Origin of the sequence: Streptomyces calvus, from assembly GCF_006782915.1 — a bacterium.
In the GTDB taxonomy this organism is placed as follows: domain Bacteria; phylum Actinomycetota; class Actinomycetes; order Streptomycetales; family Streptomycetaceae; genus Streptomyces; species Streptomyces calvus.
This window is the reverse complement of sequence record NZ_VCNP01000037.1, coordinates 1-16,226: the sequence shown is the minus strand read 5'-3', so window position 1 is coordinate 16,226 and position 16,226 is coordinate 1. Positions and strand designations below refer to the sequence as shown.

The window sequence follows — 16,226 nt, the reverse complement described above, 5'->3', positions numbered from 1 at the left end:
CTCCGCGGCCGGGGCGCCCGACGTCCTGGCCCGCGACCACACGGCAACCGCACGCCGCGCTCCGCACCCGCCGGACGGCCCGCCACGCCCGTGGTCGGTGGTCTACGGCTGAAACACGCGGCCCGGCATGACACGTCCTCCCGTCCGGCGGCCGTACTGTCGACCCGGCACCGAGGAGGGCCCCTGATGCGCAGCGTGACCTATTCGATGGGCGTCTCACTGGACGGCTACATCGTCGGACCGGACGGCGACTTCGCCTGGACGGAACCCGGCGACGAGGTCTTCCGGTTCGTCACCGACGAGCTGCGGCAGGTCGGCGTCCACCTGCTGGGCCGACGGCTGTACGAGACGATGCTGTACTGGGAGACCGCCGACCAGGACCCGTCGCTGGACGCCGCGATGCGCGAGTGGGCCGCCCTGTGGAAACCGCTCCCGAAGGTGGTGTTCTCCACCACGCTGTCGACGGTGCAGGGCCGCGCCCGCCTGGCCTCCGGCACCCTGGCGGAGGAGATCGCCCGACTGCGGGCCGAACCGGGCGAGGGCGACATCGCCATCGGCGGCGCGACCCTCGCCGCCGAGGCCGCCGCGGCGGGCCTGATCGACGAGTACCGGACCAGGGTCCACCCGCTCCTGGTGGGCGGCGGCATCCCGTTCTTCCCCCGTGACGAGCACCGGGTACCTCTCGAACTCGTCGAGACCCGCACCTTCCCCTCGGGCGTGGTCCACCTCCGCCACCGCGTGAAGCGCTGACCACCTCCCGCACCGCCCGCCGGCATCCAGCACTCCTCGAGGGCTGCTGCCGGACTCCGGGTCATGTGACCGCTCCTGCCGGCGGAGCCTGCCGGACGTTCCCCGGAACGGAAGCGGTCGGAGTGCCGCTCGTGATGCCGCGTGTCAGTCTCGGGATCGGGTGACCTCCACCCCTGATCCACGGAAAGCGCGACGAATATGCCGACGTTGCAGGTCAAGCACTACTCGGTCTCCTGCGTGCAGTTCAGGTCCGTGGGCGCGCAGAACGGCTACGTCACCATCGCCCTGGACGACCCCCGGATCTCCGCGATCATCTACTTCTTCCGCGACCTGTGGAGCCCGGCCGACATCGGCGAGTTCTACGACGGCCGGATCGTGGCGTGCCATGCCACCGATGCCGACTTCGACCGCTACTACGAGCTCCTCAAGACCGAGAAGCCGCTGTACTTCAGCTGGGAAGTGGTCGACTCGAGCACCCAGCTCCGATGGTTCGCGCTGGGCTCCTCCGTGGAACCCGTCGGCGAGGGCCCGCGGGACCTCTCCCCCTGACGTTCGGGCCGGTCACGGCAGACCGCCCCGCTGCCCCGCCGCCCCGGCCCTCACCCGCGACCGAAGCGGCCGGGGTCGGGGCCGGGGGCTCGCGCCGTGGTGAGGGCCCGACGACGGTCAGGGCCTGACGACCGGACGGAAGGCGTCCCGTACGTCGGACGTGGCGGTGGAGACCAGCTGGTCGCCCGGTCCCAGGTCGTACGGGCCGTAGTACTCGTAGTGCAGGACGCGCGGGCAGCTTCCGCCGCCGATCTGCACCTGGCGCGGGCCGACGCGCTTGCCCGTGCGCAGTTCGTACACCTCCAGCGGGATCTTGACCTTGTGGAAGGTCACCTGGTGGGGGAAGTACGCGGACTTCTCGTTCTCGTAGGAGCACGTCTCGACGGCCGTTCCGTTCTCCGCCGCGCCCGCGCAGACCACGAGCGCGGCCTTGGCCGGGTCGTCGGTGCGCCAGCCGCCGGGGAGCCGGTCGGTGTACTCGCCGTCGCCGAGGAACAGCGCCCGGTTGGAGCCCTTGCGGTACGGCGGGGCGCCGCTGTACTTGGCGGGCGCGTCGCAGTAGCCGGACTCCGTGCCGGACGTCTCCTCGACCAGGCGGCGCACCGTGTCCAGTTCGATGACGAGCGTGGCCTTCTTCACGCCGCCGCGTGCCTCGTCCGCACGTGCGTGGTCCGGGTAGGCGTCGAGGAGCTGCTGGTAGCGGGCCCGCGCCTGCTGCCAGGCGTCCTCGGCCATCAGGTCGTCACCGCATCCCACCAGCGCGGCGGGTTCGGTGCGCGCAGCGGTGTCGGCCGACCGGTCCAGTACGTCCCGGGTGGGCTCGCGGTCGCGCAGCCAGCCGGTGAGGTCGGCGGTGTCGCAGGAGTCCCCGGTGGGCAGGCCGTCGAGGAAGGTGTCCAGGACCGTCCTGACGGTCCGCTCGTTGCCGGGCTCGTTCAGGACGTCGGTGAGGATGCGGAAACCCCGCTGAAGGTCGTCGGTGTTCCCGTCCCGTCCCGCGTCGGCCAGCGTCGACGCGGCCCGCTCCAGCCGGCGGCAGGCGTCCACCACCGCGTCGCCGGGCCCGACCACCGGTGCGCCCGCCAGGCGGTGGCCGAACCACACCTCGCCCTGCGCGGCCACGGCCGTCCGGCAGTCGCCGCTCGCGCGGGCCTCGTCCACCCGGTCCTCGATGCCGTACGCGTCGACGCGCAGCAGCACGGCGGTCAGCAGCACCGCGACCGCGGCGGCGAGCGCGCCCATGCGCTGCCCGCGCCGTACGCCGCGCTCGGCACGCCGGTGGGCGAGGAACCAGCCGTGGGCGGTGCCGGCCGCCCACCACAGGAGCAGCACGACCTCGTACCGGGTCCCGGCGGTGGAGGCGACGAGGGCGAGGAGCCAGACCGTGCCGACCACCCAGACCGCGGCCGGCCGCCAACGGCCCAGCAGCAGATAGCCGATCGGGAGCAGCGAGGCGTTGCCGAGCGCCACCGCCACCGGGTCGCAGGCGGGCCCGGCTCTGGGCGGTTCGGCGGGCTCCGGCGGCACGTCGGCCGGCCGGTACGGGAACTGTCCGTACGTCGGGTCGTTCACGGCCGTCACCCGTGAGCCGTGGTGGGCGCCGGGCCGCGGACGGAGAAGTAGTGGCGGCCGGTCTCGCCGCACACCGTCCACAGGGCCGCCGCGTCGATACCGGCGATCACGAACACGGCGAGGCTGGGCGCTCCGGCGACCAGCGAGCCGAGGAACCCGACGGCCGTCGAGCACGCCACGAAGGACAGGCACACGATGAGCACCACACGGACCCAGGAGCGGCGTGTGCGGGCCAGTACGACACAGACGACGAGGAGTGCCGCCAGCGCCCAGCAGAACAGCGCCACGAACCAGGCCATGCCCATCGGCATCAGCAGGTCCTGGCCGTGCTCCTGCTTGTTCCAGTTCTCGTCGAGGACCGCCCAGCCGCCGAAGACCGTGCCCAGCGCGTGCGCGGCGACGATCACGAGCACGAAGACGAGGACCCCGGGGATGCGCCCGGCCCCGTGCGGACCGGGCTGCCCGGCCTCACCGGGCCGAGCGGGCTGACCGGGCTGGTACGGAGAGCTCTGCATGGCGGATCACCTCACGCTTTCGTTGGTTCGGCAGGTCGTGGACCCGGGCCCGGCCACCGCGTGGACAGCGCTGCGCCGGGCCGTACGTCCGGAAGGAGTCGAACGGGCCGGTCCGGTGCGTGGACGGGACGACCCGAGCCCTCCCCTCGCAGGGCTCGGACCGTGCCGCGGCCCGTTCCGGCCACGTCCCTCGGGTATTCGACCGCCGTGCGCCGTTGTTCGGCAGGTCCTCTCCCGGCACCGAACAACCCGGCACCGAACAATGCGGCGGCCCCGAACCGGACGGCGCGGTCGGGAGGAAGCGTGAGGATCGGGTGAACTCCCGTGTCCGGCCTGCCGGTACACGACCGTTCGATTGCGGCCGTCCGTGCGACTGCCTACCGTGGGCGCCCGGGTGGACGCGCTGGGTGATGTCCCGGTGACGGCAGGGGTGAACGAGGGGGCGGACACGTGGCGGAACAACCCGGACCGGGGCGCACCGAGGGCGAGTTGGATCCCGGGGCCGGGCCGGTGCCGCGGTTCGCCGCGGAGCTGCGGGCACTGCGGGAGTCCGCGGGGAAGCCCACGTACCGGGTGATGGCCCAGCGGGCGCGGTACGGGGTGACCACGCTGTCGCAGGCGGCGGCCGGCAAGCAACTGCCCACCCGCGCGGTGACGCTCGCCTATGTGAAGGCGTGCGGCGGCGACGTGGTCGAGTGGGAGCGGCGCTGGCGCGAGGCGGCGGCCGAGGTGGCCGCCGAGGCCGCCGACGACACCTCCCGGCCGCCGTACCGCGGCCTGACCCGGTTCGAACCGGGCGACGCCGACCTCTTCTTCGGCCGCGACCGGCTCGTGGAGCGGCTGGCCGAACTGAACCGCAAGCACCGCTTCACCGCCGTCTTCGGGCCCTCCGGCAGCGGCAAGTCCTCGCTGCTGCGCGCCGGCCTGATCCCCCGGCTGCGGAAGGCGCACGACGGCGACGGCGGCGCGCACGGTGACGCCGCTCCCGCGGCCGTACGGATCCTCACGCCCGGCGCGGACCCGCTGCGCACGCACGCCGACCGGCTCGTCCCGGTACCCGGCACCGACGCCGACACCTGGCTGGTCGTCGACCAGTTCGAGGAGCTGTACACCCTGGGCGCCGACCCGGCCGACCGGGACGCCTTCATCGACCGCCTCCTCGCCGCCACCGACGCCGACAGCCGGCTGCGCGTCGTCATCGCGGTGCGGGCCGACTTCCTCGGCCGCTGCGCCGAACACCCGGGCCTGACCGCCGCGTTGCAGGACGCCACGCTGCTCGCCGGGCCGATGAGCCGTACGGAGCTGCGGGAGGCCATCGTCCGTCCGGCCGCCGCGGACGGCCTGATCGTCGAACGCTCCCTGACCGACCGACTCCTGGACGAGGTCGAGGGCGAACCGGGCGCCCTGCCGCTCATGTCGCACGCCCTGCTGGAGACCTGGCGCCACCGCAGCGGCCGCGCCCTGACCGAGACCGCGTACGAGGCGGCCGGCGGGCTGCACGGCGCCGTCGTCCGCACGGCCGAGCAGGTGTACGGCGAACTCACCGCGCCCCAGGCCGAACTGGCCCGCCGCATCCTGCTCCGCCTGGTCGCGCCCGGATGGGCAGGCACACCGGACACACGCCGCCCCACCGAGCACGCCGAACTCGGCTTCGGCAGCCCCGCCGACACCCGAGTGGTTCTGGAACGCCTGGTCCGGGCCCGCCTCATCACCTTCGACGACGGCACCGTCGACCTCGCCCACGAAGCGCTCATCACCGCCTGGCCCCGCCTGCGCGGCTGGATCGACGCCGAACGCGACCGGCTGCGCGTCCACCGCTCGCTCTCCGAGGCGGCCCGCACCTGGCAGGCACTCGGCCGGGAGAACGCCGCGCTCTACGCCGGCTCCCGACTGCACGCCGCCCGCGACGCCTTCCCGCCGGACGGCACCGCGGAGGAGGACGGGCGCAGCGACGACCTGACGCCGCTGGAGCGGCAGTTCCTCACCGCGTCGATCCGCCGCAGGCGCCGTGCCGCGCGACGGCGCCGTACGGTCGTGGCCGTGCTCGCCGCGCTGGTCCTGCTCGCCACCGGCACCGCCGTCGCCGCCCTCCAGGCGCGCGCCACCGCGCAGGCCGAACGGGACGAGGCGGTGTTCGGGCGCCTCACCGCCGAGGCCGACCGTGTCCGGGAGACCGACGCCGGGCGGGCCGCCCGGCTCGACGTCGCCGCGCACCGCATGCGCGCGACACCGGACCTCGCCACCCGGCTGGCCACGGACACGGGCCGGGTGCTCGCCACCCGGCTGCCCGGCCACGACGGTGTCGGCACCTCCGTGGCGTACGCGCCCGACGGCCGCACCCTCGCCAGCGGCGGCCACGACAGCACGGTCCGGCTGTGGGACACCGGCGCCCGCCCGGGCTCGGCCGACGGGCCCGGAGGCCCGGGCAGGCCGCTGGGCGAGCCGCTGCGGATGAGCGGAGGACCGGTCGGCGCGGTCGCGTTCGCGCCAGCGGGCCGCGACCTGCTGGCCGCCACCGGCAAGGGCGGCGTCATCCGGCTGTGGGACGTACGCGACCGGGAACGGCCCCGAGCCGTCGGCCGGCCGCTGGTGAGCCACGACGAGGAGAACGTCGTCTCCGTCGCCTTCGCCCCGGACGGCCGGACGCTGGCCACCGCCGGCGACGACGGGACCGTACGGCTGTGGGACCTGAGCGACCCGGCCCGCCCCACGCTGCTCGGCCAGCCCGCCGAGGCCGACGGGTCCGGGACGCGCAGCGTGCGCGCCGTCGCGTTCGCCCCGGACGGCCGGACGCTGGCCACGGCCGGCTATGACGGGACCGTACGGCTGTGGCGGTTCGGCGGGGACGACCGGAGCGGGCCCGCACCGCTCGGCGAGCCGCTGCGCGCGCACACCGCCGCCGTCTGGACGCTGGCCTTCGCCCCGGACGGCCGGACGCTGGCCACGGCCGGCTTCGACGAGACGGTCCGGCTGTGGGACACCTCCGACCCGGCCCGCCCGAAGGCGCTGGGCGAACCGCTCACCGGGCACACCGCGCCCGTCATGTCGGTGGCCTTCAGCCCCGACGGCGAGACCCTGGCGACCGCGGGCGAGGACGACGCGCCGCTGCTGTGGAACGTCGCCAACCCCGCGTATCCGCAGCGGCTCGGGGAGCCGCTGACCGGTCACACCCAGGCCGTGTGGGAGGTGGCGTTCAGCCGCGACGGCCGCACCCTCGCCAGCACCGGGGCCGACGGCAGCGTCCTGCTGTGGCACCGGCCGCCGACCGTCCTCACCGACTTCACCAACCCGCTGACCGCCGTCGCCTACAGCCCCGACGGCTGGCTGCTCGCCGTCGCCAGCACCGACGACGCGCTGATCCGCCTGTGGGACGTGCGCCGGCCGGACCGCCCGCGCCGGCTCCCGCGGACGCTCACCCACGAGGACGAGGTGCTGGCCGTCGCGTTCTCCCCGGACGGCCGCACCGTGGCCAGTGGCTCCCGGGACGGCACCGTACGGCTGTGGGACGTGTCCGCGCCCCACCGTCCCGCCCCGCTCGGCGAACCGGTCGACGCGCACGACGGCGGCACCCTCGCCGTCGCGTTCTCCCCGGACGGCCGCACCCTGGCCACCGGCGGCGACGACGACACGGCCCGGCTGTGGGACGTACGCCGGCCCGACCGCGCACGGCCGCTCGGCGAACCGCTGCGCGGCCACGCGGACGACGTCACCTGCGTGGCGTTCGCGCCGGACGGCCGCACCCTGGCCACCGGCGGCGAGGACGACACGGCCCGGCTGTGGCACGTCGGCGACGGGACGCGGGCCCGGCCCGCGGGCGAGGCCCTCACCGGGCACGACGAGCAGGTCAACGCCGTGGCCTTCGCGCCGGACGGGACGACGCTGGCGACGGGCAGCGACGACCGTACGGTGCGGCTGTGGGACGTGGAACGGACGGACCGCGTACGTCCGCTGGGGGAGGAGCTGGCCGGGCACCGCGGGGCGGTCCGGTCCGTGGCCTTCTCGCCGGACGGGACGACGCTGGCGACCGGCAGCGGCGACCACACGGTCCGCCTGTGGGACGTCGCCGACCCGGCCCGTGCCGAGATGACGGGCACGCAGCTCACCGGTCATCTCGACACCGTCACCTCCGTCGCGTTCAGCCCGGACGGCGACGCCCTCGCCTCCGCCGGTTACGACCTGACGGCCCGGGTGTGGACCCTGGACGCGGACCGCGCGGCGGACTACGTCTGCGACCGCACCGGCGGCGTCCTCACCCGCGCCGAGTGGGCGGAGCACCTGCCGCGGCTCGGGTACCGGGAGGTGTGCGACTGACCCCGGGGCCGCCGTCGGGGGCGTTCAGGGGGTGGTGAACCGCAGGACGGCGCCGTCCTTGTTGTGCGCCACGACGGTCGCCTTCAGCTCGTCGCCGAACCCGGCCTCGCCGCCCGCGCCACCGAGCTGCATCAGCGTGCCCGCCGTCCGGAAGGTGACGTAGTCGTCGCTCACGGCGACGTGCACGTCCACCCCGTTCGCCGTGATGTCCGCCGTGGAGGTCACCAGGACCTCGCACGCGCCGTCCGAGCAGGCGTCGGTGTTCTTGCCGTCCGCCGCCTTCGGCAGCGGGCCGGTGGCCTCGGGCGAGGCCGTCTCCCCGGCGGGCTGCCAACCGGGCGCGCACTGCTCCGCACGCCGGTACGCGGCCGCCAGCCGCGGGTCCTTCTTCGTCAGCGCGGGCAGGTCCGGGTCGGGCGGGGTGAGGGACTGGACGTGCCGGTCGACGCCCGCGGCACTGCCCTCGGCGTCGTCGAAGCCGGCACTCGGGGACAGCTCGTCGAGGGCGGACACCACGCGCTTCAGCTTCTTCCGCCAGGCGTCGAGCAGCCGGTCGGCCGCGGGCACGCCCGACGGGTCGAGGCCGGCCAGGTCGCGCTCCACGTCCTCGACCGCCGTCGGCGTGCGGGAGAGGTAGCCGACGGCGAGGAGTTCGGCGGTCGGACCGAGCCGGTCCGGTTTCCGGATCTCCTTCAGGTCCGCTGCGCTGTCCTTCCTGATGTTCCCGAGCGCGGCCGTCGAGGCGCACATGTCGCCGACCCACCGCACCAGTTCCGCGGACGGCGGCCGGGCCGGCGTCGTCGTCGCTCCGGCCGAGTCCTGCTCCGGCGCGTCGGCCTTCTCGTCGCTCCCGCTCCCGCAGCCGCCGACCGCGAGCACCAGCGCGGCGGCCACCACGGCGACGCTCCCTCTCGTGAACATCCCACGCCCTCTCTCGTGCTGTGACACTGCCGTCGCGGGACCGGACTGCGGCACCGCGGGAACCAGTTCAGCGCGGCACGGATTGTTCGGCCACCCGGTCCGCCGCCGTGAACAACACCTCCCGGGACGGCGCGGCCCGGGACGCCGCACGCCGTGGGGGCGCGGGCCCGGGTGAACACGGCAGCAGGCGGCGGGCCCGGTTCGAGGGGTTTACGCGCCACGTCCGTGTGAATGCGCTACCTCCGTGGCGCGCGTGCACCAACAGTGATGCGCGATGAAGACTCAGAACGCGAACACCTCAGGTGTCAGCACGCCGTCCGGGAACCGTCCGCGCGCAGAGGTCGAGGAGCAGCAGTCCGCTCCCGGCCCGCACGACCCGTCGCCGCGGCCACCGGCCCCGCGTGCCACCACGCCCTCGCGGCGGTCCGTGGTCACCGCGACCGGCGCCTCGGCGCTCGCCGTCGGGCTGACCGCCGCCTCCGCCGCCTCCGCGACCGCCCTCAGCCCTGCCACCGCGCCCGCGATCACCCCGGCCGCGGCGCCGCCCGGCACCGACCCCGACGCGTACCGGACGGTCGCCCGCGCCGTCGTCGTCCACGACGAACACGACAAGCCCCTGGTGCCGTCCTATGTGAAGGCCGTCAACAACGGTCTGCCGGCCGGCCGGGCCAAGGGCACGAAGCGGGTCCTGGTCGTCGGGGCCGGACCGGCCGGCCTGCTCGCCGCCGACCTGCTCAACCGGGCCGGCCACGACGTCCTCGTGATCGAGGCCAACGGCAACCGGGTCGGCGGCCGCATCAAGACCTTCCGCAAGGGCGGCCACGAGAACGGCAGCCAGCCGTTCGCCGACCCGCGGCAGTACGCCGAGGGCGGGGCCATGCGGCTGCCCGACAGCCACCCGCTGCTCATGGCCCTGCTGAAGAAGTTCGACCTGCCCCGCCAGGAGTTCTACCTGGTCGACGTCGACCCGGACGACCCGGCGACGAAGACCAACCGCGCCTGGATCCACGTCAACGGCATCCATGAGCGCCGCGCCGACTACGAGAAGAACCCGGAGAGGGTCAACGCCACCTTCGGAGTCACGGGCGCCCACCGCAAGAAGACCGCCGCCGCCATCCTCGCCGACGCCCTCGAACCCGTGCACCGGCTCGTCCGGGGCAAGGAGGGGACGGCGCTCGTCGACGGGTGGACCGAGGTCCTCAAGCGGTACGGGCACTGGTCGATGTACCGCTACCTCACCGAGGCCGCGGGCCTCGACACCCGGACCGTCGACCTGGTCGGCACCATCCAGAACCTCACCTCGCGGCTGCACCTGTCCTTCCTGCACAGCTTCCTGTCCGCCGCACTGATCGACCCGAAGACCAGGTTCTGGGAGATCAAGGGTGGTACCGCGCTGCTCGTCGACGCCATGTACGCGCAGGTGAAGGGCAAGGTGCGGCTCGACCGGCGGGCCGTGCGCATCGAACGCGCCGGCGGCAAGGTGCGGGTGCACACCGTCTCCGAGGACTGCCAGACCGGCAAGGGAGGCACCGCGGAGGTCTTCGAGGGCGACGAGGCGATCGTCACCGTCCCCTTCTCCGGGCTGCGGCACGTCACCTTTGACCCGCCGCTGTCGTACGGCAAGCGCCGGGCCGTCACGGAGCTGCACTACGACGCCGCGACCAAGGTGCTGCTGGAGTTCTCCCGGCGCTGGTGGGAGTTCACCGAGGCGCAGTGGAAGCAGGCCCTCGACTCCATCGAGGACGGCCTCTACGACAAGTACCGCACGGGCAAGGTCACCGACGCCAGGTATCTCGGCGCGCACGCGTCCGTGAAGGACCTGGGTGTGACGGTCCCCGACGCCTACAAGCACTGCTACGCCGCCTTCCGGCCCGCCATGGACGGCGAGGTCGAGGCCGCGCACGTGCGCGGTGGCGGCTCCGTCAGCGACAACGCCAACCGGTTCATGTACTTCGAGCACGCCACTCCCCTGGAGGGCAGCGACGGCGGCATCGTGCTCGCCTCGTACAGCTGGTCCGACGACGCCCTCAAGTGGGACGCCTACGCCGACGAGGAGCGCTACATGCGCGCCCTCGCCGGCGTGCAGGCGGTCTTCGGCCGCCGGTGCGAGGTGTTCTTCACCGGCAAGTGCCGCACCCAGTCGTGGATGCGGGACCACTACGCCTACGGCGAGGCCTCCGTGCTCTTCCCCGGCCAGCACACGGAGCTGTTCCCCGACATCCCCACGTCCGAAGGTCCCCTGCACTTCGCGGGCGACCACACCTCGATCAAACCCGCCTGGATCGAGGGCGCCCTCGAATCGGCGGTCCGCTCCGCCCTGCAGGTCCACACCGGCTGACCGGGGCGGACGCCGCTCCGGCTCCGGGCCGTGTCCGTACGCGCGGACGCGACCTGGAGCCGGGGGTCTTCGGGAGCGGGTGACGGGGGCCGGTCAGCGCGGGCCGGCGGTCACGGCCGGGGTGGAGCTTTTCGGTCCCATCGTGTTGGTTTCCGGTCGGATCAAGAGCCAACTATTGGGAGATACAGGCAACTTCAAACGACAATGGTTCGGAAGTGAACTGGAGTTACTGAGCGACACGACTGAGTACACCACTCACATTCAGGACTTCATGGCACCCCTGTGCCTGACGACCGGACGCCGGTGTGCCGGGCTTCTCGCAGGTCACTTCGACGGTCACGGTGTCGTTCTCGGGGATCTTGATGGGGGTCACCCAGTGATAGTCCTGGTTGCGGAAGGTCTCCAGTGCGATCGTCGTGACCTTGCGATCGCCGAACGTGATCGTCAACAGCCCCTCGTCGCCCTGGAAGTTGGCGACGACGACGTCCGTCACCCCGAACACACTGCCCTCCGGCACCCGGTACGTACCGGTCTTCGTCTCCCCGGCGGACGTCTGCACGTCGATGGTCTCCGAACTCTGCCGGCCACCGCCCGCACTGCCGTCGGCCGAGGTGCCGTCACCGCCGGAGCCGGACGGCGCACCCGTCCCCTGGCCGCCGGGACGGTCTCCCGTCCCCTTCCCGCCGTCCGGGGACTGTCCTCCCGCTCCCTCCTCCCCGGCGGGCGTCGGACGCGGCTGGACCGCCTCGGTGGCGGCCTCCTTGGCGGCGCTGCGCACCGCGGGACGGACCAGCATCAGCCAGGCGAGCAGCAGGGCGAGCAGCGCCGCGAGCACCACCAGCAGCCACCGGGGAAAGACCGGGATCTGCACGAACTCGGCGTCCAGCGGCGCCCGCACGGCCGGCTCGTCCGGCCGGGACTCCTCCCGGTCACCGGATTCCGCCGCGTCCACCGTGAACGGCCACACCACGGGCGCGCCGAACCACACCGGCTTGCCCGTGCGGACCCGCAGGCCGATCTCCGCCGACTCGCCGGGCTCCAGCTTCCGCTCCGCCGGGGTGAAGGCGAACCCCAGCTCCTCGCCCGCCTGGCCGGCGGTGAAGCCCACCTCCACCGGCGCGTTGCCCTGGTTGCGGACGGCCAGGCGGTAGCGGCCGCGCAGCCAGCCGCGACGGCGCCGCGGGACCAGCTCGGTGTGCAGGTCGCGGAACTCCCCGACGTGCACGGTCGTTTCGAGCACTCTGACCGACTCGGGGTGCTCGGTCGGCAGGACCCGCACGCCCAGGGGCTTCGCGCCGGCCCGGACCTCCGGGGAGCGCGGTGGCGCCAGCCGGAGCGTCACCGTCTCGGAGGTGCCGGGATACAGGGAGATCCGCGCGGGTTCCACGGTGGTCCAGGAGGCGCAGTCCCCGACGACCTCCAGGCTGTACGCCTCGACGATGTCGCTGTCGTTGCGGACGGTCAGACCGGTCGTGGCGGTGTCCCCCGGCGCAACGGTCACTTCCGGAAGGTCGAGGCCGGGCGCACCGGAACTGGAAGAGGCTGGAGAAGACGTCACGCCGCCACCGTAGGAGCGGGCCGGCCCCGCCACGACAGGCACGAGGGCAACACCCGGGCAGTCGCGGTGCCCCGGCGGTCACACACCGGCCTCGACGTCACCGGGCCGTTGCCCCGCCCCGCCGACCCGCGTGCGCCGCCGTCCGGCACCCGCCGCCCGCTCCCGCACGCTCCCCGCCACGCCTCCCACTCAGACAGGTACGCCCTTATGCCCAGTACAGCGAAAGCCGCACCGGCCATGACCGCCACCACGTCACGTGCACGCACCCCGGCCGGGACCATGAACACGACCACCTCCCGTACCGAACGCCCCGAGCGTGTGACCGTGGCCGTCCACGCCGCCGACCCGGTGCTGCGCTTAGGCGTCGTCCAGCAGTTGCGCCAGCGCCCAGAGATCGACCTGCTCGCCGACGCCGACGCCGAACGGGCACAGGTGTCGCTGGTCGTCGTCGACCACGTCGACGACGACGTGGCCGTCCTGCTGCACCGGCTGCGGCACAACACCGACACCCGTACCGGCCTCGTGGTCGCCACCCTCGGCTCCGGGGCGCTGCAACGCGTCATCGAGTGCGGTGTGGCGGCGGTGCTGCGCCGCGCCGAGGCCGACCAGGACCAACTGCTGCGCCTGGTCCTGGCGATAGCCAACGGCGAGGGCGTGCTGCCCGGCGACCTGCTCGGCACGCTCCTCGCCCACGTGGGCAGCCTCCAGCGCTCGGCCCTGGACCCGCGGGGCGTGTCGCTGTCCACGCTGACCACGCGGGAGGCGGACATGCTGCGCATGGTGTCGGAGGGCCTGGACACTGCGGAGATCGCGCGCAAGACCGCGTACTCCGAACGGACCGTCAAGAACGTCCTGCACGAGATCATCACGCGGCTGCAACTGCGCAACCGCGCCCACGCGGTCGGCTACGCACTCCGCAACGGGCTGATCTGACGGGCCCGTCCGGTCACGGCCGGGAACGCGCGCTGCCCGAAAGCGCAGCGCGCGCTTCCCCCGGGTATGGCCCCGCCGCCCTGCCGCGCCGCACGCGGCCTGCCGCAGGGTGGCGGGGGCACATCCGGGTGCCGCACCAGACTGCGAGGGGGACCGTGATGAGAACCGCTGGCCCCGGCGGGCGGTACCGCCTGGGGCGGTTCGGCGTGGCGTGGCTGCTGCTGATCCCGCTGCTCGGGGTGACCGCGGCCGCCGGACAGGACGACGCGGATTCCCCGCCCCGGCCGGCCGAAGCCGCGGACACCCGGGACGCCCCGGACACCCGGATCGCCTACGCCGGTACCCGGCACCGCAGTCTCGGCAAGGTCGCCACCACCACCTCCAGCACCCCGTTCGGCAAAGGCCCGGCCCACTTCGACATCCAGCCGTCCGCCCTGGGCGACCAGCTGGTCTTCGCGAGCCGCCGCGACGAGAAGAACCCGCAGATCTACCTGCGGTCCGCCGACGGATCCGTACACCGCCTCACCCGCGGCATGAACGCGGCGCACCCCCGGCTGACGCCGGACGGCCGGTTCGTCGTCTTCGACGCGGCCGGACCCGGCGGACCGGGCGGCCGGGCGCAGCGCGACCTGTGGCGGGTGCGCACCGACAGCACCGGCCTGACGCGGCTGACCGACACCCCCGACGACGAGGAGAGCCCGACGGTCTCGCCCGACGGGCGGCGCCTGGCGTACTCCAGCGACAGCGACCCGGCGGCCGGACCGCAGATCTACGTACGGGACCTGGCCGGCGGCGCCGCCACGCGGCTCACCGACCCCGCGAACGGCGCGGCCACCGAACCGGCGTGGAACCCGGTCGGCGACGACGCCCACCGCAAACTCGTCGCGTACACCGCGACCACCACCACCGCCGACGGACAGACCGTACGCCGGCTGCGGCTGACGGACGGCACCACCGACGGGCCGCTGCTCGGCGGCACGTACGCGACATGGCGTGCCCACGGGGCGGCGTGGCTGCCCAACGGGAACGAGGCGCTGTTCCTGAGCCCCGAGATCACCTGTGACTGCGAGGGCAACTACGACCACGTGTTCCGGTCGACGAAGCACTCCGACGCGACTCCGGCGCTGGTGCTCGACGAGGACCGGGAGGTGCTCTCGCCCACCTGGCTCGGCCCGCTCGCCGGCGGCGGTGCGGTGGTGGAGCGCACCTCGGCGGCCGACCCCGCCGACGACCGCCTCTCCGGCGCGCACGTGGTGACGCTGCAGGACGTCCGGGCGGACGGGGCCGACCCGCGCGACCTGGGCCTGACGATCCTCAACGAGGACCCGGAGGCCGACACCAACCGCGACCGCTCCAAGGACCCGCTGTTCCGGCCGAGGGCCGGCTACGACCCGTGGACCGAGCGGCAGAACTACACGCCGGACGGCCGCCGGATCGTGGTGACCCGCTTCGAGACCGACGCCGAGGGCCGGCGGATCCAGCGGATCTGGACGGTGGACGCCGACGGCTCCGACCCGGCGCCCATGCGGCTCGCGGGACGCGGCCCGGCGGACTGGGACACCGACCCGACGCTCTCGCCGGACGGCAAGTACCTCGCTTTCACCCGGACGTCGCCGGGCGGGGTCGCCGACGCAGCGGGTCCCAGCCGCATCCTCATCGCCGACGCGGCCAACGGCGCGATCACCGGCGAGATCACCCCGCCGGCCGGGGAGCTGCGGGGCCAGGACGCCCAGCCGACGTGGTCCCCCGACGGCACCATGCTGGCCTTCACCCGCAACCACGTGATCGGCGGGGACGGCGGCAACAAGCACATCTGGACCGTGCCCGTGAACGACCTGGACCGGCAGGAGGACCTGAGCGAGAGGAACTGTCCGGGCGCCTGCGAGGTCATCGACGACAGCCCGGCGTTCTCCCCGGACGGGCGGAGCATCGCGTTCAACCGCGAGAACGGCGACGGCGGGACCGACGAGCGCAACGGCCTCCTCCTGACGTCCGTGTCGGGCGAGGAGTGCCGGGTGCTGCTGCCCGCCGCCGTCGACCTGCCCGGCGCCTGCCGCCGGCAGCTGCCGGACACCTCGCTCACCGGCCCGCACCAGCCGCGCGACGCCGCCTGGACGGCCGACGGCACGGGCCTGGTGTTCAGCGCCCGCGCCACAGCCGAGGTCAACAGCCCCGAAAAGCTGAACGTCCTGGACATCGGGACCGGCGACCTCACCCCGCTCACCGGCGACCTCCCGGGCCGGCAGAAGGAGCCGAGCGTCCAGCCGTCCGCGGACCTCGTGCTCCGGGCGCCCGGCACCGTCGCGCCGGTCACCGTCGGCCGTTCCACCACGGTCCGCGTCGACGTGGTGAACAACGGCCCCGCCGCCTCGCCCGGCACCCGGCTGACCGTCGCACCGCCGCCCGGCGTCCGCGTCACCCGGCTGACTCCGCCCGACGGCACCTGCGACGCCGCCTCCCTCCAGTGCGACGTCGGCGTGGTGCCGCCCGGCAGCACCGTCCCGGTGGACGTCACCCTCACCGGCCTCACCCCCGGCGACGCGCCGGTCGACTGGTCGGTCACCGGCACCGTCCTCGACCCGCGGCCCAGCGACAACGCCGGCCGCACCGTGGTGCCGGTGCGCGAGGCCGCGCAGCCGCCGACCAGCCCGCCGCCCACCACCGTGCCGCCCACCACCCCGCCGCCCGGCCCCCCGCCGCCGGAACCGCCCCCTCCCGCCGCCGGGCCCGGCGTGCGCGTCAGCGCCCAGCCGAACCCCGGCTACGTCGGCGGCCGGGT

General features: G+C 74.2%; 10 protein-coding genes. 6 read left to right on the top strand and 4 right to left on the bottom strand.

Annotation, left to right across the window (positions count from 1 at the left end):
* Positions 1–186 precede the first annotated feature (186 nt).
* Both FGW31_RS16480 and FGW31_RS16475 read left to right on the top strand, forming a co-directional pair.
* Positions 187–750: a dihydrofolate reductase family protein gene (locus FGW31_RS16480; protein ID WP_142194193.1), complete on the top strand. Its 564-nt coding sequence runs from the start codon at positions 187–189 to the stop codon at positions 748–750.
* 198 nt (positions 751–948) lie between these two features.
* A complete protein-coding gene (locus FGW31_RS16475; RefSeq protein WP_142194192.1) occupies positions 949–1,299 on the top strand; it encodes a hypothetical protein in 351 nt (116 codons plus the stop codon).
* Positions 1,300–1,416: 117 nt separating this feature from the next.
* On the opposite strand, the gene FGW31_RS16470 is transcribed toward FGW31_RS16475, so the two are convergent.
* On the bottom strand, positions 1,417–2,871 hold the full coding sequence (locus tag FGW31_RS16470; RefSeq protein ID WP_142194191.1) for a hypothetical protein: 1,455 nt from the start codon (positions 2,869–2,871) through the stop codon (positions 1,417–1,419).
* A gap of 5 nt (positions 2,872–2,876) precedes the next feature.
* Positions 2,877–3,386, bottom strand: coding sequence for a hypothetical protein (locus FGW31_RS16465; RefSeq protein ID WP_142194190.1), 510 nt, complete (start codon positions 3,384–3,386; stop codon positions 2,877–2,879).
* Positions 3,387–3,836: 450 nt separating this feature from the next.
* Here FGW31_RS16465 and FGW31_RS16460 point away from each other — a divergent pair, with 450 nt between their 5' ends.
* A complete protein-coding gene (locus tag FGW31_RS16460) occupies positions 3,837–7,697 on the top strand; it encodes an nSTAND1 domain-containing NTPase (protein WP_142194189.1) in 3,861 nt (1,286 codons plus the stop codon).
* Between the two features lie 24 nt (positions 7,698–7,721).
* On the opposite strand, the gene FGW31_RS16455 is transcribed toward FGW31_RS16460, so the two are convergent.
* On the bottom strand, positions 7,722–8,618 hold the full coding sequence (locus FGW31_RS16455; RefSeq protein ID WP_142194188.1) for a hypothetical protein: 897 nt from the start codon (positions 8,616–8,618) through the stop codon (positions 7,722–7,724).
* Between the two features lie 274 nt (positions 8,619–8,892).
* Here FGW31_RS16455 and FGW31_RS16450 point away from each other — a divergent pair, with 274 nt between their 5' ends.
* Positions 8,893–10,956: a flavin monoamine oxidase family protein gene (locus FGW31_RS16450; protein WP_142194187.1), complete on the top strand. Its 2,064-nt coding sequence runs from the start codon at positions 8,893–8,895 to the stop codon at positions 10,954–10,956.
* Between the two features lie 226 nt (positions 10,957–11,182).
* On the opposite strand, the gene FGW31_RS16445 is transcribed toward FGW31_RS16450, so the two are convergent.
* Positions 11,183–12,457 (bottom strand): COG1470 family protein, encoded by a 1,275-nt coding sequence (locus FGW31_RS16445; RefSeq protein ID WP_182674670.1) that lies wholly within the window; start codon positions 12,455–12,457, stop codon positions 11,183–11,185.
* A 336-nt stretch (positions 12,458–12,793) separates the two neighbouring features.
* On the opposite strand from FGW31_RS16445, the gene FGW31_RS16440 reads away from it, so the two are divergent.
* Complete coding sequence (locus FGW31_RS16440) at positions 12,794–13,447, top strand: helix-turn-helix transcriptional regulator (protein WP_233452502.1); 654 nt, start codon at positions 12,794–12,796, stop codon at positions 13,445–13,447.
* Positions 13,448–13,605: 158 nt separating this feature from the next.
* A partial coding sequence (locus FGW31_RS16435) for a DUF11 domain-containing protein (protein ID WP_142194184.1) occupies positions 13,606–16,226 on the top strand: 2,621 nt, incomplete at its 3' end.

What these genes read in the sequence shown, in the direction of transcription:
- FGW31_RS16480 (WP_142194193.1), top strand. Translation starts at nt 187, where the DNA reads ATGCGCAGCGTGACCTATTCGATGGGCGTCTCACTGGACGGCTACATC.
- FGW31_RS16475 (WP_142194192.1), top strand. Translation starts at nt 949, where the DNA reads ATGCCGACGTTGCAGGTCAAGCACTACTCGGTCTCCTGCGTGCAGTTC.
- FGW31_RS16465 (WP_142194190.1), bottom strand. Translation starts at nt 3,386, where the DNA reads ATGCAGAGCTCTCCGTACCAGCCCGGTCAGCCCGCTCGGCCCGGTGAG.
- FGW31_RS16455 (WP_142194188.1), bottom strand. Translation starts at nt 8,618, where the DNA reads ATGTTCACGAGAGGGAGCGTCGCCGTGGTGGCCGCCGCGCTGGTGCTC.
- FGW31_RS16450 (WP_142194187.1), top strand. Translation starts at nt 8,893, where the DNA reads ATGAAGACTCAGAACGCGAACACCTCAGGTGTCAGCACGCCGTCCGGG.
- FGW31_RS16440 (WP_233452502.1), top strand. Translation starts at nt 12,794, where the DNA reads ATGAACACGACCACCTCCCGTACCGAACGCCCCGAGCGTGTGACCGTG.